Genomic DNA, 18,304 nt, shown 5'->3' on the forward strand with positions numbered 1-18,304 from the left:
TAAGTTGGTATAAATACTGGATTAGCAAACGGTAGTGATTGCCAATCCAGAGGCGCTGAGCGATGCCGGAACGGCATTCGATCGCTTGACATATCAGAATGTAACGCTAGTTTTGAAGTATCATCCAAAACATTCCTGACCCCATGAGATTCTTGCTGATCTGTTCCATTTTGTTACTCTCCGCGACATTCGCTTCCGCACAGACAAAGGAGGAGATTTTCTTTGCCGACGTCACCATTGTTGTGGAAAACGGCATGTATTTCCTCACCGGGTCGAAGGGTGGCGGGAGCGGTCCGCAGGGTTTTGCCCTTCTCCAATCCAGGGACCTGAAAACGTGGGCGGTGCCCGCGAAAATGAAAGATTCGCTCGGCATGATCCTCACCAAAGGCGACCATACTTTCGGTACCAAGGGGTTTTGGGCGCCGCAGATATTCAAAGACCGGAACACGTATTACATGACTTATACCGCCGACGAACAAACCGTGCTGGCTGAGTCGAAGTCGCTGTTTGGGCCATACAGGCAAAAAGAGGTGGGGCCGATCGACGGGTCGGAAAAGAACATCGATTCGTACATTTTTAAAGATACCGATGGCAAATATTACCTCTATTGCGTGCGGTTCGACAAAGGGAATTACATCTATGCGGCCGAGTTTGACATGAAAACGGGAAAGATCAAGCCGCAGACGCTGAAAAGGTGTTTTGACCTCACCGAGCAATGGGAGGCAACCCCCAATTACAAGTCGGGGCCCATCATGGAAGGCCCCACGGTAATGAAGCTGAAAAACAAGTACTACCTGTTCTATTCCGCCAACCACTTCGAAAACATCGACTACGCCATTGGCTATGCGGTTGCCGATTCGCCTTACGGCCCTTGGGTAAAAAGTAAAAACAACCCGATCATCCATCGTTCCATTGTCGGCGAGAATGGTTCCGGGCACGGCGATCTGTTTGAGGGGTTGGACAAGCAGCTCTATTACGTATATCACATTCATCATTCGTCTGAAAAAGTTGGCCCGCGGAGGACACGCATTGTGCCGGTGGTGAAACAGTGGGATGAAAAAGCCGGGCAATACACTTTCCGTGTGAAAGGAAACGAAGTGATCGTGCCGGTGCTGGCGGAGAAATAACGCGTTACTTTTTGGTCAGCCGCAGCTGAATGCCCACCGTGGTAAGTCTTAGCCGCTCGGCGGTACTTGCGCCGAGCGGATATTTGACATACGGCTCCACTTCGACGGCCGTGTTCTGCCATTGATAACTGATCCCCAGCCCCAAATAAAGCGGACTGCCGACTACCCAGTCGCGTTTTTTGTCGTCTTCGGTGACCGAGCTTAACTCTTCGACGGTTTGCGTGGAAACGAGCACGGGCCCGCCTGCGGTTTCTGCAAAAGTTGCGATGGTCCGTTGGGTTTTGTAATGGTAATCGGCGGCCTGGCCTACGCTGGTTTGCAATGCAAGCCCGCCGGAAGCGGTAAAGCCTATCTTCTTGAAGGTCTTCAACTTGTATTGTACTTGCAAAGGGATTTCCAGGTTAACCCATCGGTAACGGACGCCCTGCAACTGGGCGGAACCCGCGGCGGCATTGAGCCGCGCCGGCTCCTGCACATTCAACGACTGCTTGCTGCCCGAAATGCCGGTTACCAGCGCGATTTTATCAGAAAAAGGCACGAGCAATGCGCCACCCAGTCCGTAGTTCAGTTCCATGTCGGTATGCGCTGCGCGGTTCGATTGCTGGGAAATGGTCACACCCCAGCGGATTGACCGATGAGGCGGCTGCGTTTCCCGCGTTTGGGATTCGGGTAGGGAAATGTAGGATTTGCCAAAACGGGCGATAGTGAAACTGAATGGCCGCGAAGCCAGCAAACCCGGATTGATATTCTCGGCCGACTGCTCGCGGTTCGCTTTCGGAAGCTGATCATTTGTCAATGCGAAATCTGTGATCTCAGCGCTGCCTGTGTCAGCAAGCGCAGCCCCTTTTTTAGAATGTCCTTTCCGCGATCCGTGTGATGCCTTTTTGGAATATTCTTTCCGCGATCCGAGCGATGCGTTTTCGGAATATTCTTTTGGTGTTCCGGGCGATTCTTGCGACTCGGCTGACAGTTGCGGAAATGGTAGTGGCACTGCATTGTCTGAAATGCCGGCGTGCGGCTTGCGAGGGTGCCAGGCATTCGTTTGGCCGCCATTCGTTTGCCCGCCCTTCTTTTCCTTATGCGTGACGATGGGCGTTGCGGGTATGAAACGGGCAAGCATGTCGCTTGTGAGCAGCGCCGATCCGAGGAGGACCGGCACGGCCGCGGCGCTGAGCCAGTACAGCACCGTCCGTCTGTTGCGGTTTTTGGCGGTCCGGAATTGCTCAAAGTCCTCCCACGCTTCCGGCTGATACGGCTCGGTGTGGTTGCGAAGCTGATCGAGCATTCGTTTGCCCAAAGGTTCCTGATCCGACATTTTAATGGCTCCCGTTTTGAATGGTGATCATTTTGCGCAGGCACGCTTTACTCTTTGCCAGGTATACCCGGGAAGATGACGTCGAAATGCCCAGCATTTTGCCGATTTCCTCGTGGCTGTAACCTTCCACTTCATACAGATTGAAAATCACCTTCCATACCGGCGGGAGTTTGTCGAGCAGCCGCAGGATTTCCTCCACCGACTGGCTGTCCACCGCATCGTCGGGCGTGGCGTAGCTTTCGTGGTGAGCGTCCAGGCCCGTCACGACGAAGTTTTTTCGCTCTTTTCTGAAATAATCAATGGCCGTACGGACGACCAGCGCCCGCATCCAGGATTTGAAGGAATGCAGGCCCGCCAGCTGCCGCGGCAACTGTTCGAAAATTTTGAGAAATGAATCATTCACGGCCTCCTGCGCAGTGGCATGGCTGGGAAGATACCGGATGCTTATCCCCATTGCCAAACCGAAAAAATGCCTGAAAACCCATTGCTGCGCTTTGGGGTCCCTTTCGGCGCAGCGCTCAATCCAATGTTTTTCATTTGATGTACAATCAGATAGCCATTCCACAATAAGCGATAGCGTTGCCCGCCACGCGGGTGCGCGGCGGGCAGGGATGATGTGATGGAAAAGGACGCGCTGTTACTTTGGATTGGAAGTGCTACCGTTGGGATCAACCGTCGTGTCCTGCTTCTTGGAACCATTGGAAACGTGCACGATCACCTCAGATGCGTTGGCCGACTTGCCAAACAGCTTTTGCAGGTCCACTTCGAGCGTGTAGTCATGCATGGCCGCATCCTGCGCGCCGTCGGGCGTGTTGTAGCCCACCACCAGCCGGGCCTGCATCGGGTAGGAGAGCATCAGCGAACCGTCCCAAACCACCTTGTAATTGTCGATGCCGTTACCGCCCCGGACATCGATCTTTAACAAATTGCCTTCGCGCGTTACTTTGGTGATTTCAAATGGTGTACCGTCGAAAGTCTCCCGCGTGGCCATCAGTTTCCGGTACTCATCGCCATTTGTCTGTACCAGCGGGCCGCCGTCCGGATCAGGGGAAATATTATTTTCCCGGTTACAGGAAAAAGAAACCGACAGCACGAGCAGGAAAAGGAATGCGACACACTTTGAAAGAGTTGTTTTCATTTTGCTAACAGATTAAGTTGTTTTTACCGAAGTCGTAAAACGGAATCGAAACGCTACTGGCCGGCGTAAAAAAGATTATTACTAAGAGAAAGTCAGAGCGGGGAAGGTTGGAGCGAATCCGGCCGAATTAGGGTATATTGCGGCAAAAGGTGTTTAACTATTTCTATTAAATAAATTTTATGAGTACAACTGAAAAGGGGGCTGCACCGGCGGTGCCGATTTCCAAAGCATTGGTGTCCAATGGATTTTTGTTCATTTCAGGTCAAATCGGCTCTGCCGGCGGACAGCTGGTAACGACTTCTTTCGAGGATGAGGTAAAGCAGGTATTTGCAAACATCGAAGCGATACTGCAAGAACACAATCTCACGTTCAGCCACATTGTGAGCGTGACCGTGTATCTGACGGACATGAGATATTTCGACCAGCTGAATGCTGTTTATCAAAATTATTTCACCGACCGCTTCCCCACCCGTACGTGCATTGCGGTGGCAGGTTTGCCCAAGCAAGCGCGGGTGGAACTGACCACAATGGCCAGTCTGGAACTGAAAGCAAGCTAAAAGGCACAGGCGAGCTCGCCAAGTGTTTTCAATTGCGATTCGGTTTGTTCACTCCAAATCAGCCCGTAGTTGAGCCGCATGCAGCTCTGATACTGGTTTTGCAAGGTAAATATCCGCCCCGGCGCGAAGCTGATGTTGCGGGCAAGGGCTTTCCGGTGAAGCACGGCGGTATCAATCTCACCGGGAAGCTCTACCCACAGCACGGAACCGCCCTGCGGCCGGCTGGCCCTGGTGCCTTCCGGGAAATAATCGGAAATGGCCCTGGAATAGCGGTTCATGTTTCCGTTCAGGATGTGCCTTAGTTGTTTGAGGTGCCGTTCGTAACGGCCTGTTTCCAGGAAACTGCCTATTGCTTCCTGCGTGATGGCGGTGCCGGAAATGTGGTGATAAAGCTTCATTCTCAATACATTTTCCCTGAAACGGCCCGGCGCCACCCATCCCACGCGGTAGCCGGGGGCGAGCGTCTTGGATACCGATCCGCACCAGAGCACGATCCCGCTTTCGTCGTAGCTTTTGCAGGATCTCGGCCGGGTAGGGCCGAAGTAGATGTCGGCGCTCACGTCGTTTTCGATCAGCGGTACATTGTATTGGCAGGATAATGCCACAGCTGCTTTTTTGTTTTCATCGGACATGCAGCTGCCCAGCGGGTTGCTGAAATTGCTCATCAGCAGGCTGGCTTTTGCGCTGCCGTTTTCCAGCGCCGCTTCGAATGCATTCAGATCCACGCCGGAGGCGGGGTGGGTGGGCAGTTCCAGCACTTTCAAGCCCAGCGCTTCGGCGAGTTGCAGCATCCCGAATGATACCGGACTTTCCATCGCCACTGTGTCGCCTCTTTCGGTGACGGCCATCAGGCAATAGGATAATGCATTCAGGCAGCCGCTGGTGGTGATCACGTCCTGGTGGCTCAGGCCCGGGCGCATGGGCAGCGCCCAGCGTGCTATCTGCCTGCGAAGCCGCTCGTTCCCTTCGACCTTGTCGTAGGCCACGCCGCTGCCATTCAGTTCGCGGGTCGCGAGCAGCAGCGCTTTGTTCAGCCTGGCAACAGGCAGCAGCGCGTTCGCAGGCGTCGCCAGTGCGAGACTTGCTCCTTCACCCAGATTATCGTACACCTGGCTCACCAGCAATTCGTTGAGCCCGAAACTGGCAATGGCAGACGGCCTGCTCAGTTCGGGAACGCGGGGAATCCGGGAGGCTGTATATTGCACATAATACCCGGATTGGGGCCGGGGTTCGATCAGCATTTTGCTTTCCAGGCGGTAGTAGGCGCTCAGCGCAGTATTCTGGCTCACGCCATACTGGTCGCACAGCATCCGTAGCGAAGGCAGCTTATCGCCGGTACGCAGGGTATTGTTCAGAATTTGCTGCTCAATCGCGTCGGCTATTGTAATGTATACAAACTCGTTTTTCTCAGACATATATCGCAAACTGCTATCCTCAAAAATAGCAGAATTGCATCTGCTATCGTAATGCTCCATTGCTCAATTTTGTCCCGATCATTTTTGTTCAGGATGGATTTGACCTCAAACCACATTTACATCATCGGAGCGGGCGCAATTGGAAAGGCGCTGGCTGTTTTTCTGCAACTGTCAGGCCGCAAAGTCACAATCCTCCGGGGAAGCATTCCGGAAGCCGAAACGCGTACGGAGCTTTTTAATGTACAAATGCCCGACGGCTCATGGCATGAAGCCGAAGTGACCGTTTCGACATGGCAAGCATTCCCACGCCTGAGCGGAACGCTCGTTTTGACCAACAAATCCTTTGGAAACGAGCAACTGGCTGTTGCTTTAAAAGATAAAACAGGGCATTCGCCCATCGTGTTGCTGCAAAACGGCCTTGGCGTCGAAAAGCCCTTTTTGAAGCACGGCTTTCCGGAAATGTACCGGTGCGTGCTGTTTGTGACGAGCCAGGTAGGCGAAGGTTCGGCAATAGCTTTCAAACCCGTCGCACCAAGCCCGATCGGCATTGAACGTGGCAGTCACGACGGGTTACAGCGCATTGTACGGCTTCTGGATACGCCGCATTTTGCATTCAAAAGCGAAGCCGATATTGCCGGCACGGTTTGGAAAAAGGCCATTATCAATTGCGTTTTCAACACCATCTGCCCGCTGCTGGATGCGGACAACGGCCTTTTTCACCGGAGTAGCGCCGCGCTCGCCATCGCTCGCCGGGTTATCTCCGAATGCGTGATGTTGGCCAACGCCCGGGGCATTGGGCTGGCGGCCGGGGATGTGGTGCAAAAGCTGCTGGAAATAAGCCGGTCGTCGGACGGGCAAATCATTTCCACGTTGCAGGATATCCGCGCCGGCCGGAGGACAGAGCTCGATACGCTGAATTTCGAAATGGTGCGCCAGGCGGAAGCGCTCGGTTTGAGCGAATTGACCCGTGAAACCGGATTGCTAGGCGAGCTCACGCGATTGAAGGAAGATATCAGTTTAAAAACCCACCCGGAAAACCATTTACCAACCGACATTTTACCATGAAAACCATGCTCATCACCGGCGCCAGCCGCGGAATAGGCGCTGCCATGGCCCGCCTCGCGGCCGAAAACGGCTTTGCAGTCATCGTCAATTACCTCCATCATGAATGCGCGGCAGCCCAGGTTGTGGCCGACATTGTTTCAAAAGGAGGCCAGGCGGCGGCGGTCCAGGCAGACATTTCGCGTGAAAACGATGTTCTGAGGCTGTTCGAAGAGGCGGACCGGCTGTTCGGCAACCTGCATGCGCTGGTGAACAATGCAGGTATTTTGGAACCGCAGATGCGGCTGGAACAAATGGACGCGGCGAGGCTCAACCGCATTTTCGCAGCCAATGTCACCGGGCAGTTCCTTTGCGCCCGCGAGGCGATCAAACGCATGTCGGTGAAGCATGGAGGACAGGGCGGAACGATCGTCAACGTATCGTCCATCGCCGCCCGCACCGGCGCTCCCGGCGAGTACATCGACTATGCGGCGTCCAAAGGTGCCCTGGACACCTTCACGCTGGGGCTTTCCAGGGAAGTGGCCGAAGAGGGTATCCGGGTGAATGCGGTCAGGCCGGCGTTTATTTACACCGATATCCATGCATCCGGCGGCGAGCCGGGCCGTGTGGACCGGATCAAGGACTCCATTCCGTTGAAACGCGGCGGTTTGGCCGCCGAAGTGGCCGAGGCGATCCTGTGGCTGTCAACGGAAAAATCGTCCTATTCGACGGGCATTTTTATTGATGTGACGGGCGGGAAGTAGCTCGCATTCAGGAGATATCGTAATCCTCCATCAGGAATTTTTGCAGACTTCTCAGGTTATCGAGCGCCGCGCCCACGGTATTATTGAAGTAAACATACACCGTTTTACCATCACCCAGCCATTCGGCAATGTACCCGGCAAATTCGTAGAGCAGGCCCTGGTCGTAGCTGCCCCGGTAATCGCCCCCGGGACCGTGGAAGCGCAGGTACACGTGACTTGCGTCCAGTTGCGCGTGCGGCGATATGCTGCCCGCTTTGTCGTGGTACACCAGCGCTGCATCATACTCGTTGAGCAACTCATAAAGAGGATCTTTGTACCAATCGGGACTTCTGAGCTCCACCGCTATCGGCCATCCGCTTGCATTAGCCTCCCGGATTGACGCCAGCAACGAATCCAGTTTGTTGAACAATGCAGGTTTTACCGAGGCCGGCAGCTGTACGAGGACGCATCCCTGGCGGCTGCCGGCCCCTTCGATCACATTAAAAAATTGCCGGATGTCGGTGCTATCGAATTCCAGCGCTTTGTTATGCGTGATTTGCTTCCACAATTTGAAAGTAAACCGAAAACTGTCCGGAACGGATTCACTCCACTGGGCGACCGTCGACGTCCGGGGCAGCTTGTAGAAAATAGAATTCACTTCAATTGAATTAAAAAGCGCCCCGCAAACCTGCATGCGGCTCAATCCTTCAAATTCAGGCGGGTACTCCTGGCGGTTCTTATAGGGCAGAACCAAGCCGCTGGTTCCCATAAATAGTCGTTTTGCTTCCATACTGGCGGTTTTGTGTTGCTCATTGGTCAAATTCCGTTCCACAGCCGCCGGCCGTTTCCATCCGCTGCTTGCCGTTATCAGAATTTTTTTCCAGGTTCATGTCTTATTCTGCCAAAACCGATTGTCATGTTCGTGAAAATGATTTTGAAACTAAAAATTTTGAAAAAATGGGAACGTTGAGCACATTCAATTTTTTGACTTTGAACGGATTTTACAAGGATGCGGCGAACGACGTCAGCTGGCACCGGCATGGCGGGGAGGAAAGTGGTTTCGCGTCCGACCAGATGGAAGGGCGTAAGTCGATACTCGTTTTTGGTCGCGTTACTTATGAGCAAATGGCCAGTTGGTGGTCGTCACCTGCGGCATTGGAAGCCATGCCCGACGTCACAAAAGGCATGAACGAATCCTCGAAAATCGTTTTCTCGACCACATTGGAATCGGCCGACTGGGAAAATACAACCCTCATTAAAGGCGACTTAATTGAGGAAATCAAAAATCTGAAAGCCGACCCGGACGTACAAATGACTATATTAGGCAGCGGCAGCCTCGTTGCGCAACTCGCCGAAGCAGGGCTGATCGATCATTACGGGATCATGATCGACCCCGTGGCGCTGGGCGATGGCAAGCCGCTGTTTTCCGGCATGAAAACCACGCTGGACCTGCAACTGGTGGATACCCGCACCTTCAAGAGCGGCGTGGTGCTGCTCAATTATGTACCCCTGAATGTTCATGCTTAACGGCTTTGAAATGGAAGAATATATCGTTTTCATGCGCCTCGACCTGCTTACCAAAGACGCCCAGCCGTCGCCCGAGCAAATGCAGGTGTATATGAAGCAGTACCAGGACTGGGTAGGAGGGATTGCTGCGCAGAATAAGTTTGCGGGAGGCAAGGGGCTTGCTACGGAGGGCCGGGTAGTGACGTTCAACGACGTGGTGACCGACGGGCCTTTTGTGGAGATCAAGGAATCCATTGCAGGTTTTATCATCATCAAAGCTGCGAGCCTGGATGAAGCTACCGAGCTCGCACGGGGCTGTCCGATATTGAAAGGAGAGGGCAACAGCGTGGAGGTGAGGAAAATCAGCGCGGTGCATCCGGTAGGTTAGCTTCCTCATGAACGACCTTATTCCGCACCTGTTCCGGACCGAATACCGCAAAATCGTATCGGTGTTGTGCCGCCGCTTCGGTTTCCAGGAGATCGAAGTGGCGGAGGACATTGCCAGCGATACTTTTCTGACAGCCTCGCAATCGTGGGGCATCGAGGGCGTTCCGCCCAATCCGGTGGGCTGGCTTTACCAGGTGGCGAAGAACAAGGCCAAAAACCACCTGCGCCGGAACACGATCTGGCAGGAAAAGATAGCGCCTGATATTCAGGATCATGCGCCCTTTTCGGGTGGTGCCGATATTGACCTTTCCGCTCAAAACATCATGGATAGTCAGCTGCAAATGATGTTTGCGATTTGCCACCCGGCTATTTCGGCCGAATCCCAGATCGCACTTTCACTCCGGATCCTGTGCGGCTTCGGGATCGACGAGATCGCCGACGCATTTCACACCAGCAAGGATACGATCAACAAACGGCTGCTACGCGCGAAGGAAAAATTGCGCGAGGCCGGCATCGGGATCGAAATGCCTGAGGCGGCGCAGGTGGAAGTAAGGCTGGAACCGGTACTGGCCACGATTTACCTGCTTTTTAACGAGGGATACTATTCGATGAGTAAAAATAAAGCATTGCGCCGCGACCTATGTCTGGAAGCGATGCGCCTCTGCACCATGTTGGTCGAAAATCCGCAAACCAATGAGCCACAGGTAAATGCCCTGCTTTCGTTAATGTGCTTTCACGCATCCCGCTTCGACGCCCGGCTGGATGATCATGGCGAGCTGGTGGTCATTGAAGCACAAAACACAGACCTCTGGAACACCGACCTGATCAGCAAAGGAGGCTATTTTCTCCGCAACTCGGCGCGGGGCCAGGCGCTATCCCGCTACCACTTGGAAGCGGCGATTGCCTACTGGCATACCGTTCAGGAAGACACCGCTGACAAGTGGGAGAATATCTTACAGTGTTATAATCAGCTTTTGCAGCTGCATTACACGCCCACAGCGGCCCTGAACCGCACTTATGCATTCTCCAAAGTACACGGCAAACCATCCGCTATCCGCGAGGCCGAAAAGCTGGATTTAAAAAATAACCACTTCTACGAGCTCCTCCTGGGCGAGCTGTACACCGGCATTGATACGCCAAAAGCGCAAGCGCATTTCCATAACGCGCTTGCGCTGGCGAAAAGCGAAGTGGAAAAGCAGGCGATCAGGAAGAAAATGGTGCCGGGGTAGGAGATGTGGGTATTCTCCGCTCAAACAAGATCTGAACAGGACAAGCGGCCGGATGAAACGGCCTGTATCGCGGATGAACGTGCGGCGTGAAGGCCAATGGACATGTACTTTTGTGACGTAAAACTGGAACACCGCGCAGGTGAGATGCGCGCGTGAAAGGCAGTACCAATGCCTTTTTTGTAATTCGTTGTGGTCGGCAATGGGCATATCAACATTCATAACTAAATATCAGCTGAAAACGGGCGTGCTGCTGGCGGCTGTGCTGCCCGGTGTTTTCGTGTTTTCGGTGTCCACGGGCAGGGAGGCATTGCTGCGTTTCGTGTTTTCATTTTGCTGCATCCTTGCTTTCTGGGTCATCAATTTCGGGTTGGTGGATTTCTCGTCACTTTGGACCAGCAGGAAGAGGCCCGGTCAACTGCTTTGGCGGGTTCTGCTTTCCACTTTGCTGGCGATCATCGTTTTTGTCGGCATTGGCCTCGCTGATGAGTCCGCATTGCTGCTTTCGCAGGTAAAGGGCGAGCTGATGCATTCTCCCAAAGCCTGGTTTTACCTGCTGTTGCGGATCAGCCTGCTCAATGGTCTGACGATTCTGATCAAATATTTTTATGACTTATCCGCTAAAAGCCGCCGCGTGGAATTGGAGCTCGAAACGCTTAAGCGCGAAAACCTGATCGCGCTGCATGAGTCGTTGAAACAGCAGCTTAACCCGCATTTTCTTTTCAATTCGCTCACTACGCTTAAATCGCTCGTGAAGCAGGATCAGACACAATCGCTGAAATTCATTGATGAACTTGCGTCGATTTACCGGTATATGCTCGTTTATAACGGGAGGGACGAGGTGACCCTGCATGATGAAATCCGGTTTCTTGAATCGTACGTCGGCCTGCTGCAAATCCGCTACGGCGATGCATTTGCAGTCCATATCCAGATTCCACCGTCGATCCTCGGCGCCACGCTCCCGCCCAATACGCTGCAAATTCTGATCGAAAATGTCGTCAAGCATAATGTATTTTCCCAAAAAAGGCCACTGATGGTGCGCATTTATGAAGAAGGTGGATTTCTGACCGTTGAGAACAACCTGCAATTCAAAAACGCGGAGGAAACATCGGGCGTGGGCCTGAGCAATATCAATGACCGGTTTCTGATTTTAAAAGGCAAGCGCATCCTTATCGGGAAAGATGAGAATTCGTTCAAAGTTTCGTTACCAATCGCCGATTGACTATGACCATTGTGATCATCGAAGACGAGGTGCATACCGCGTGGGATATTGAGAATTGTATCAAAATTTTTCGCCCTGACTATCAGGTTCTCGCCGTGCTGGACAGCATTGAAAGCAGTATAGAATGGTTCCACGGTAACCCGCATCCCGACCTGGTGATTTCGGATATTCAGCTTGGCGATGGGCTCGCGTTCGGTATATTTCAAAAAGTGGAGCTGACATGCCCGGTCATTTTCTGTACCGCTTATGACGAGTATGCCATTCAGGCTTTTCAAAGCAATGGCATCGATTATATCCTGAAACCGATTAACGAAACCTTGTTTGAGGCCAGCCTGCAAAAGCTGGAATCGATCGCGAAGCGATTTGCACCAAAATACAACAGGGAAATGCTGGAAATGCTGCTGACAAGTTTTCAATCCGAAGTCCGCAAGTATAAAACCAGCTTCCTGATCCATTTCCGAAACCAGCTTGTACCCATTGCCACCGACAGTATTCTGCTGTTCAAGGTCGATCACGACACCACCGGGATTTTCCTTCGGGACGGCCGCAAGTTTCAGCTTTCAAAGCCGCTCGACGCCATTGAGTCGCAGGTCGATCCCTGGCGGTTTTACCGCGCCAACAGGCAAACGCTGCTGGCATTTGAGGCCATCCAGCGCATTGAGCATTACGACGACCGCAAATTGCTGGTAAGGCTTGACGGCGTTGCCAGCGAGCCGGTAATTGTCAGCAAGGCCAAATCCGCATCCTTCCTCGCCTGGGTCGAAAACCGGTAAACCGCTCACCGTTCACTGCCCAAATCCCGCACGCTCACAACGAGGCCGGGCATAGCGCAAATGGTGGCCAATATGCTCGCAGACCATCCCATGCATAGGAGAACCAGGCTGGGCGAATGGCCCGATGAGGCAGCCAATCGCGGCCGCGAAATGACGCTGCCCTGGTGTTGTGAACGGTAGTTTTGTGGTTCACTCACAATGAGATAGCCACATGGATTTGAAAATGGGTACAATTCTCGCGGCGGTTACCGTGCTGGCCGTGGGATGCAAGATTCAGTACAAAACGGAGCAGATCAGCTACAAGGCGGCATCTGCGAATGTCAGCGAAGGAAAACGAATGACGATGCTCGCGTGCGGCTCGTGCCATTACAATTTCGAGACGAAAGATTTCAGCGGCAAAAAGCTTGAAGATTCTCCGAAATTTCTGGGGAAGATCTACGCGGCCAACATTACGCAGCACCCCGAGCACGGCGCAGGCAAGTACACGCCGGGAGAACTGGCATACCTGCTGCGGACGGGCATCGGCAGGACCGGGCGGCTGATGCCCTACATGCACCGGCCCAACATGGCCGATGAAGATCTGGATGCGATCATCGCCTATTTGAAATCGGACGATCGTGCGGTTAAGCCTTCGGAACGGAACCCGGGCGAAACGAAATACTCACCCATCGGCCGTTTGGGTTTGAGCTTCACCAAAGCAGGAAAGTACCAGGAGGCCCGCATTCAAAAGCCTGTGGAAGACCCGGTGCGGCTCGGGAAGTATCTGGTCGACAATCTGGCGTGTTTTCATTGTCATTCCAAAAGCTTCGCGTCGCTGGATGTGCACGAACCGGAACGATCGAAGGGATTTATGGGCGGCGGTAACAAGCTGCGCGATGCGGCGGGAAAGAAGATCAAAGCCCCAAACCTTACCCCACACGCCACCGGCATCCTGAACTGGACGGAATCCGAGTTCAGGCGCGCGGTGACGGAGGGGGTGTCGAAGGACAATTCGGTGGTCAGCTACCCGATGCCGCTGTTCGCCGAGCTAACGCAAGCGGAAACCTCGGCCATTTTCGCATACCTGAAAACACTCCCGCCCATCGACAACGCCGTAAAATAATGGCCCAATGGACGTCTTACCGGCCGCTCAGTCTCCGGATTTCGACTCCGTCGCTCCATTTGCCCATGAATGTCTGCTCGCGCGCGTCCGTGAAGGCGGTGGGGCAGCCTTTGTTGTTCCGGCTGCAATCGATCAGCGCGTCGGCCAGGCGCCAGTAACAGTAATAGTCGGTGGCGTCTACTTTTGTGGAAGCGGCCAGTTTGCCGTCTTTGCTGTCGAAATCCGGGTCGATACACGTTGGTTCGTTGTGCCCTGCGGTGATGGAATCGGCTCCGTAGCCGTCGGGGTAATGCATGAGCATAGCCTTGCTTGTAAGCGGTATGGCTTTTGATTCGGCATATACCTTTTTCATGAACACGCTGTCGACGACGGTATCTTCCTTTTCAATGATCATCAGCATTTTCAGGGATTCGGGCAGGGCGGCATACGATTTCTCCTGGCCCGACACGGCGGGACCCACGCCCGCGGCGGCCAGGAAAATGCCCTTGGGAGCAGGAATGCGCAGTTTGGCCGCATTAAGCGCCAGGTTCGCCGTCACCGCGCCGCCATAGGAATGCCCGATAATCACCAGCTTGTCGGTCTCCGGCCGGATGTCCAGCACGCCGCTTTGGAACAGCTCCAATGCGCGCCTGATACCGGCGGCCGCGTTGGGTGTGAATTCAGCCGGTTTGGTACGTGCCCCTTCCTGATAGCGCGGGTAGATCACGATATTACCCTGCCGTACCAAATGCTTGATCCAGGCGCCGTAGTTGGCCGGGTTCCAGCCTCCATAGCCGTGGTTGAACACCACCACCGGCGCAGAAGCAGGTGCGGGTGACGCCGGCAGGTAGAGCCAATAGCCTGTGGGGCCGTCGTCGTAGTTTTTTCGGATCACTTCGGCATGCCGGTAGTCGCTGCTCCCATAGCCGGTTGCAGCCTGGCCAGGCGCCTGGGCTTTGCCGGGGTCCAGGGTGGTATCGCGACAATGTATGGTGATCAGGGCAATCAGTAGCAAGAGCATGGTTTGTATGTTTTTCATATCATTTTATTTTTCTGACTTTAAACTCGTTGTGTCAATTAATTGGCTGGCCGGAATGCAAACAGCGTCCCGTCGAAGCCCGGCACGTATACATTACCTTCCGCTCCGATGGTCGTACCGACGGTGAAAAGCGTTTTGCCGGGGAATGGCACGCGGTCGAGCACTTCGCCGGTGCGGGTATCGACTACTACCAGGTCTTTGCGGGCTTTGGTGGGCGACCCGGCTACGGTGGCAAAGGCGAGGTGGCCGCCTGTTTGCATGGGCAGGCCGAGGTGGTTGAGGCTGTCGTTCTTCCACACCATGCGCGCTTCCGGACCGACGTCCTGAATGCACATCAGCGGCGCGGTGCCGCCTCCGGCAGGCATAATGAGCCCCTCGGGCGAGGTCGACTGGCTGCCGCCCGGCTCGTAACCGATGGCAAATGTCCAGATGTTCGCCCCCGTCGCCGCCTCGATCGCATGCAGGCCTCCCTCGTTATCGTTCACATAAATGCGGGAGCCATCCACTGAGATATCCGGACTGGAAGCGCTGCCGCCCGGCAGCGAAGTATTTTCCCACAAAGGTTTAAGGGAAGGACCCTTCTTTTCGGAATAGACCATCGCCCTTAGCCCGGCCTGCGCCGCGCCGGGCGCCCAGTAAGTGAAAAAGAACCGGCCTGTTTCCTGGTCCACGGCAAGAGTATTCGCGCAGGGACAATCGGCCGTGCCGCGCATACATGCCCGCGGATCAAAGTCCGGGTCCGGCGGCAATTCGGCGGAAAGCGGGTGCGGGTCGAGCATCATTGCCCCGTTCGTACGGTCGAGCACGTAAATGATCCCGATGTGGGTAATGAAGATCAGCCGCCCGGTATGCGTGAATTGTGCTGAGAGCGGGAAGCCTTTGATTTTCGTTTCCCAAAGCAGGTTGCCCGCCACGTCGAATGCGTGCATGGCTTCATTATCAGCTATGTAAAGGCGGCCCTGTTCGTCGACGAGCGCCGAGGATGCGACGGCGAATTGGTTCACTTCCTCACTGCACCAGATCGTTTTCCCGGTCTGCGGGTCGAGGGCGTACAGGTGACAGTCGCCCGCATTGGTGGTGAGGTAAACGTGGCCGTCCTTCCCGATGGTAGGACCAAGGTTAATCGTTCCATCGAACTTGCGCTGCCAGGCAAGCGCCACTTTCTTCGGTCCCTGAATAGGAGAGTAGTCGGAATTCCGGCTATCGGCATGGACGGCCGACCAGCCGGGCCCGTAGGCGCGATCCAGCTGTTCGGAACCGTCGGGCTCGCTGGTTTTGCAGCCTGCCAGCAGCAGGGCGGTCATAAGCAGAGCCCGGCGACCCGACGTTTTAAGACTTCCTGCGTTCTTTGATTTCATCTTTCACGGCTTGTTGTTGTTCCTTGAATTGCTCGAACTGCTCCTTGCTCAGCACCTGTTTCAGTTCGGCTTCCTTCTCTTTCTGGATTGTCCGGACTGCTTTCAGCTTCGAAATCCTGCTGCCGTTGGCTTGCATCAAGGGGTCCATTCGCTGGGCATACCGGAGGTTGATCCGGGCCACTTTTCCGGCCTGCGCCGAGTCGAGCCGGAGGCTGGTTGTCATGCGCTGCGTTTGTGCTGCCGCCCGTTCCTGGGCGGGCTTGTCCATGAGCGGGCGCTGCGCCATCAATGCATGGGAAAACAGCGTGAGGCCTAAGAGCGTGGCCATGAGCATTGGCTTCTTTTTCATAGTAAGATGAATATGAGTTTGGTATTCGAAGGGCGAAGCAATGCGCCGGGCTTTCATGCGGGAAATTTTTTCAATGAACGACCGGGGATTATCAATGAAATGGCGCGATGCGCCTGCGGGCGGGTGGACTTGCGCTGAAAATCCGTTCATGCCGGGAAAGCATACGTTCGTCGGAGGATTGCGGCCATTCGGCGGTCAGTTTTTCAGGTATTGCACTTTTGCGCTACCATTGCATGATCAAACACCGGAAATCCCATGAAAGAGAAGCAACCTGCCCGCCTGCTGGCGAATCCATACCTGTTCTGGGTTTGTTACTGGCTCGTATGGCTGGTGCTGCTATCGAATTTCCAGCCACTCGAAAAAGCGGTTTGGGTGGCATCGGCCAATGTGGCTGCGCAGGGCTTGGTCGCATTCGCCACTATCCGGTTTTTGGTGCCCCGGTTCTTGGAAAAAGGCAAATACCTGGCTTACGGGCTGCTGGTTGTGGTGTTGCTGCTGCTGGTTACGGTGGTTTATATGAGGCTGACGGAACCTGGCGTGCAGTTTCTGACCGTTAAGCGGGAAGTCCGCTACCCGAGGGCATTTCAGTTTGGAAGAATGTACTTTTTGCTATTTGTGATCCATATGACGAGCACGGCGTACAAATTTGCGGTCGACCGCTTTACGACCCTGCACCGGCAATCGGAATTGTTACGGAAACAACTGGAAATGGAACTGCAAGTGCTTAAAAACCAGGTTAATCCGCATTTTTTGTTTAACACCCTCAATAATGTGTACACACTGGCCTACCTCAAAGACGACAATGCAGCGCCGATGATCATGAAGCTTTCGGAATTGCTCCGGTATACTTTGTACGAATGCCAGGCCGACCGCGTGAAGCTCGGAAGAGAGGTCGCTTTTTTGCAGAATATCATCGCCATGCAGCAGTTGAAATCCGATATTTATCAAAAGCAGATCCAATTTAAAGTAACCGGCGTGCAGCCCGATCAGCTCATTGCGCCGCTGCTGCTTTTGGTATTTGTAGAAAACAGCTTCAAGTACGCCGATCTGGACACTAATCCCGACGGTTACATCGCTATTTCAATTAATGTGGACGCGGCTGGCACAATGCACTTTGAATGTGCGAATACTAAAAAGGAACGGATCAATGAGGAGAATACCAGCAGGGGAATCGGGCTCAGTAATGTGCGCAAGCGACTGGAACTGATTTATCCGGGAAACCATGAATTGCTGCTATCCGAACCGGACGACCGGTTTCTGGTGCGCCTAACCCTGTTTCGTTTATGACCATCAACTGTCTTATCGTGGATGACGAGCTGCTAGCCAGGCGGCTGCTGACCGATTATGTGGGGAAAATGCCGGAGTTAAATTTGGTCGGTACGTGCGCATCTGCTATGGAGGCGCAGGGTTATTTGCAAAAACAGCGGATCGATCTGCTGTTGCTGGACATTCAGATGCCCGATGTGACCGGCATTTCGCTGCTACGGTCGTTGCCGAACAAGCCGGTGACGATTCTGACGACAGCCTACGCCGAATATGCCTTGCAGGGCTACGAACTGTTCGTGCTCGATTACCTGCTGAAACCGATTTCGTTCGAACGGTTTTTTCAGGCCGCCAGCCGTGCGGTGGAATATATCGGATTGCTGGGCAAAAAGGCATTGCCCCGGTACGAGGAAGCGCGGCCGCCGCACGATGTTCCCCACGATTACATTTTTGTCAAATCCGATTATAAAATCCACAAAATTGCCCACCGCGACATGGATGTGATCGAGGCTTACGGTGAATATATCCTTATTTACAGCGGAGGGCAGAAAATCATGACTTTGGGGCAAATGGGTAAACTGGAACAAATGCTGCCCAAGCCCGGCTTCGTGCGCGTTCACCGGTCGTTCATCGTGAATTTCTCTAAAATCGACGCCATTCAGGGCGGAACCATTCATGTAGGCGGCAGGGAAGTTCCGCTGAGTAAAGGTTACCGCGATGCATTTATGCAGCTGGTGCAGCAAAGCCGGCTGTCCTAAGGTACG

The 18,304-nt window shown here is 54.0% G+C and carries 20 protein-coding genes; 12 read left to right on the forward strand and 8 right to left on the reverse strand.

Translation table 11 applies throughout. The annotated features are described in order from the left end of the window. The first annotated feature begins 143 nt into the window (after positions 1-143). Positions 144-1,127: a glycoside hydrolase family 43 protein gene (locus DFER_RS03690; protein WP_015810263.1), complete on the forward strand. Its 984-nt coding sequence runs from the start codon at positions 144-146 to the stop codon at positions 1,125-1,127. A 4-nt stretch (positions 1,128-1,131) separates the two neighbouring features. Here DFER_RS03690 and DFER_RS03695 read toward each other — a convergent pair whose 3' ends face one another. The 3 genes from DFER_RS03695 to DFER_RS03705 all read right to left on the reverse strand — a co-directional run bounded on the left by DFER_RS03695 (position 1,132) and on the right by DFER_RS03705 (position 3,580). After that, positions 1,132-2,442 carry a hypothetical protein gene (locus DFER_RS03695; RefSeq protein ID WP_015810264.1) on the reverse strand — a complete coding sequence of 437 codons (1,311 nt, stop codon included), beginning with the start codon at positions 2,440-2,442 and terminating at the stop codon, positions 1,132-1,134. Between the two features lies 1 nt (position 2,443). Next, positions 2,444-2,896: an RNA polymerase sigma factor gene (locus DFER_RS03700; RefSeq protein WP_083769038.1), complete on the reverse strand. Its 453-nt coding sequence runs from the start codon at positions 2,894-2,896 to the stop codon at positions 2,444-2,446. A gap of 183 nt (positions 2,897-3,079) precedes the next feature. Further along, positions 3,080-3,580 (reverse strand): hypothetical protein, encoded by a 501-nt coding sequence (locus DFER_RS03705; protein WP_015810266.1) that lies wholly within the window; start codon positions 3,578-3,580, stop codon positions 3,080-3,082. A 179-nt stretch (positions 3,581-3,759) separates the two neighbouring features. On the opposite strand from DFER_RS03705, the gene DFER_RS03710 reads away from it, so the two are divergent. Next, the gene (locus DFER_RS03710) at positions 3,760-4,137 is read left to right on the forward strand and encodes a RidA family protein (protein WP_015810267.1); all 378 of its coding nucleotides are present in this window, start codon (positions 3,760-3,762) and stop codon (positions 4,135-4,137) included. On the opposite strand, the gene DFER_RS03715 is transcribed toward DFER_RS03710, so the two are convergent. Continuing rightward, positions 4,134-5,552 carry an aminotransferase-like domain-containing protein gene (locus DFER_RS03715; protein WP_015810268.1) on the reverse strand — a complete coding sequence of 473 codons (1,419 nt, stop codon included), beginning with the start codon at positions 5,550-5,552 and terminating at the stop codon, positions 4,134-4,136. The genes DFER_RS03710 and DFER_RS03715 overlap by 4 nt on opposite strands. 93 nt (positions 5,553-5,645) lie before the next feature. Here DFER_RS03715 and DFER_RS03720 point away from each other — a divergent pair, with 93 nt between their 5' ends. Next, a complete protein-coding gene (locus tag DFER_RS03720) occupies positions 5,646-6,617 on the forward strand; it encodes a ketopantoate reductase family protein (RefSeq protein ID WP_015810269.1) in 972 nt (323 codons plus the stop codon). Further along, positions 6,614-7,357, forward strand: coding sequence for an SDR family oxidoreductase (locus DFER_RS03725; RefSeq protein WP_015810270.1), 744 nt, complete (start codon positions 6,614-6,616; stop codon positions 7,355-7,357). Before DFER_RS03720 ends, DFER_RS03725 begins: the two co-directional genes overlap by 4 nt. A 7-nt stretch (positions 7,358-7,364) precedes the next feature. Here DFER_RS03725 and DFER_RS03730 read toward each other — a convergent pair whose 3' ends face one another. Beyond that, entirely contained in the window at positions 7,365-8,126 is a 762-nt protein-coding gene (locus DFER_RS03730) for a DUF72 domain-containing protein (RefSeq protein WP_041734716.1), read from the reverse strand. 167 nt (positions 8,127-8,293) lie between these two features. Between DFER_RS03730 and DFER_RS03735 the strand changes: the two genes are divergently transcribed. The 6 genes from DFER_RS03735 to DFER_RS03760 all read left to right on the forward strand — a co-directional run bounded on the left by DFER_RS03735 (position 8,294) and on the right by DFER_RS03760 (position 13,552). After that, a complete protein-coding gene (locus DFER_RS03735; RefSeq protein WP_015810272.1) occupies positions 8,294-8,863 on the forward strand; it encodes a dihydrofolate reductase family protein in 570 nt (189 codons plus the stop codon). 10 nt (positions 8,864-8,873) lie between these two features. Beyond that, on the forward strand, positions 8,874-9,230 hold the full coding sequence (locus tag DFER_RS03740) for a YciI family protein (RefSeq protein ID WP_041735822.1): 357 nt from the start codon (positions 8,874-8,876) through the stop codon (positions 9,228-9,230). Between the two features lie 7 nt (positions 9,231-9,237). Further along, the gene (locus DFER_RS03745) at positions 9,238-10,458 is read left to right on the forward strand and encodes an RNA polymerase sigma factor (RefSeq protein ID WP_015810274.1); all 1,221 of its coding nucleotides are present in this window, start codon (positions 9,238-9,240) and stop codon (positions 10,456-10,458) included. A gap of 199 nt (positions 10,459-10,657) precedes the next feature. Beyond that, positions 10,658-11,677, forward strand: a complete 1,020-nt coding sequence (locus tag DFER_RS03750; RefSeq protein ID WP_015810275.1) for a sensor histidine kinase — start codon at positions 10,658-10,660, stop codon at positions 11,675-11,677. Between the two features lie 2 nt (positions 11,678-11,679). Next, positions 11,680-12,450 carry a LytR/AlgR family response regulator transcription factor gene (locus DFER_RS03755; protein ID WP_015810276.1) on the forward strand — a complete coding sequence of 257 codons (771 nt, stop codon included), beginning with the start codon at positions 11,680-11,682 and terminating at the stop codon, positions 12,448-12,450. A gap of 223 nt (positions 12,451-12,673) precedes the next feature. After that, the gene (locus DFER_RS03760; protein ID WP_143828647.1) at positions 12,674-13,552 is read left to right on the forward strand and encodes a c-type cytochrome; all 879 of its coding nucleotides are present in this window, start codon (positions 12,674-12,676) and stop codon (positions 13,550-13,552) included. 16 nt (positions 13,553-13,568) lie between these two features. On the opposite strand, the gene DFER_RS03765 is transcribed toward DFER_RS03760, so the two are convergent. From DFER_RS03765 to DFER_RS03775, 3 genes are read right to left on the reverse strand one after another with little or no spacing between them, the layout of a single operon-like run. Beyond that, positions 13,569-14,570, reverse strand: a complete 1,002-nt coding sequence (locus DFER_RS03765) for an alpha/beta fold hydrolase (RefSeq protein ID WP_015810278.1) — start codon at positions 14,568-14,570, stop codon at positions 13,569-13,571. Between the two features lie 38 nt (positions 14,571-14,608). After that, positions 14,609-15,928: an outer membrane protein assembly factor BamB family protein gene (locus DFER_RS03770; protein ID WP_083769039.1), complete on the reverse strand. Its 1,320-nt coding sequence runs from the start codon at positions 15,926-15,928 to the stop codon at positions 14,609-14,611. Continuing rightward, positions 15,900-16,277: a DUF4890 domain-containing protein gene (locus DFER_RS03775; protein ID WP_143828648.1), complete on the reverse strand. Its 378-nt coding sequence runs from the start codon at positions 16,275-16,277 to the stop codon at positions 15,900-15,902. Before DFER_RS03775 ends, DFER_RS03770 begins: the two co-directional genes overlap by 29 nt. Before the next feature lie 255 nt (positions 16,278-16,532). On the opposite strand from DFER_RS03775, the gene DFER_RS03780 reads away from it, so the two are divergent. Together DFER_RS03780 and DFER_RS03785 are read left to right on the forward strand one after the other, a co-directional pair. Further along, positions 16,533-17,564, forward strand: coding sequence for a sensor histidine kinase (locus DFER_RS03780; protein WP_015810281.1), 1,032 nt, complete (start codon positions 16,533-16,535; stop codon positions 17,562-17,564). Next, positions 17,561-18,298 carry a LytR/AlgR family response regulator transcription factor gene (locus DFER_RS03785; RefSeq protein WP_015810282.1) on the forward strand — a complete coding sequence of 246 codons (738 nt, stop codon included), beginning with the start codon at positions 17,561-17,563 and terminating at the stop codon, positions 18,296-18,298. Before DFER_RS03780 ends, DFER_RS03785 begins: the two co-directional genes overlap by 4 nt. Positions 18,299-18,304: the final 6 nt, after the last annotated feature.

The sequence above is a fragment of the Dyadobacter fermentans DSM 18053 genome (genome assembly GCF_000023125.1).
In the GTDB taxonomy this organism is placed as follows: Bacteria; Bacteroidota; Bacteroidia; order Cytophagales; family Spirosomataceae; genus Dyadobacter; species Dyadobacter fermentans.

Coding starts and splice junctions, on each gene's coding strand:
- DFER_RS03690 (WP_015810263.1), top strand. CDS start 144: ATGAGATTCTTGCTGATCTGTTCCATTTTGTTACTCTCCGCGACATTC.
- DFER_RS03695 (WP_015810264.1), bottom strand. CDS start 2,442: ATGTCGGATCAGGAACCTTTGGGCAAACGAATGCTCGATCAGCTTCGC.
- DFER_RS03700 (WP_083769038.1), bottom strand. CDS start 2,896: ATGGGGATAAGCATCCGGTATCTTCCCAGCCATGCCACTGCGCAGGAG.
- DFER_RS03705 (WP_015810266.1), bottom strand. CDS start 3,580: ATGAAAACAACTCTTTCAAAGTGTGTCGCATTCCTTTTCCTGCTCGTG.
- DFER_RS03710 (WP_015810267.1), top strand. CDS start 3,760: ATGAGTACAACTGAAAAGGGGGCTGCACCGGCGGTGCCGATTTCCAAA.
- DFER_RS03715 (WP_015810268.1), bottom strand. CDS start 5,552: ATGTCTGAGAAAAACGAGTTTGTATACATTACAATAGCCGACGCGATT.
- DFER_RS03720 (WP_015810269.1), top strand. CDS start 5,646: ATGGATTTGACCTCAAACCACATTTACATCATCGGAGCGGGCGCAATT.
- DFER_RS03725 (WP_015810270.1), top strand. CDS start 6,614: ATGAAAACCATGCTCATCACCGGCGCCAGCCGCGGAATAGGCGCTGCC.
- DFER_RS03730 (WP_041734716.1), bottom strand. CDS start 8,126: ATGGAAGCAAAACGACTATTTATGGGAACCAGCGGCTTGGTTCTGCCC.
- DFER_RS03735 (WP_015810272.1), top strand. CDS start 8,294: ATGGGAACGTTGAGCACATTCAATTTTTTGACTTTGAACGGATTTTAC.
- DFER_RS03740 (WP_041735822.1), top strand. CDS start 8,874: ATGGAAGAATATATCGTTTTCATGCGCCTCGACCTGCTTACCAAAGAC.
- DFER_RS03745 (WP_015810274.1), top strand. CDS start 9,238: ATGAACGACCTTATTCCGCACCTGTTCCGGACCGAATACCGCAAAATC.
- DFER_RS03750 (WP_015810275.1), top strand. CDS start 10,658: ATGGGCATATCAACATTCATAACTAAATATCAGCTGAAAACGGGCGTG.
- DFER_RS03755 (WP_015810276.1), top strand. CDS start 11,680: ATGACCATTGTGATCATCGAAGACGAGGTGCATACCGCGTGGGATATT.
- DFER_RS03760 (WP_143828647.1), top strand. CDS start 12,674: ATGGGTACAATTCTCGCGGCGGTTACCGTGCTGGCCGTGGGATGCAAG.
- DFER_RS03765 (WP_015810278.1), bottom strand. CDS start 14,570: ATGAAAAACATACAAACCATGCTCTTGCTACTGATTGCCCTGATCACC.
- DFER_RS03770 (WP_083769039.1), bottom strand. CDS start 15,928: ATGAAATCAAAGAACGCAGGAAGTCTTAAAACGTCGGGTCGCCGGGCT.
- DFER_RS03775 (WP_143828648.1), bottom strand. CDS start 16,277: ATGAAAAAGAAGCCAATGCTCATGGCCACGCTCTTAGGCCTCACGCTG.
- DFER_RS03780 (WP_015810281.1), top strand. CDS start 16,533: ATGAAAGAGAAGCAACCTGCCCGCCTGCTGGCGAATCCATACCTGTTC.
- DFER_RS03785 (WP_015810282.1), top strand. CDS start 17,561: ATGACCATCAACTGTCTTATCGTGGATGACGAGCTGCTAGCCAGGCGG.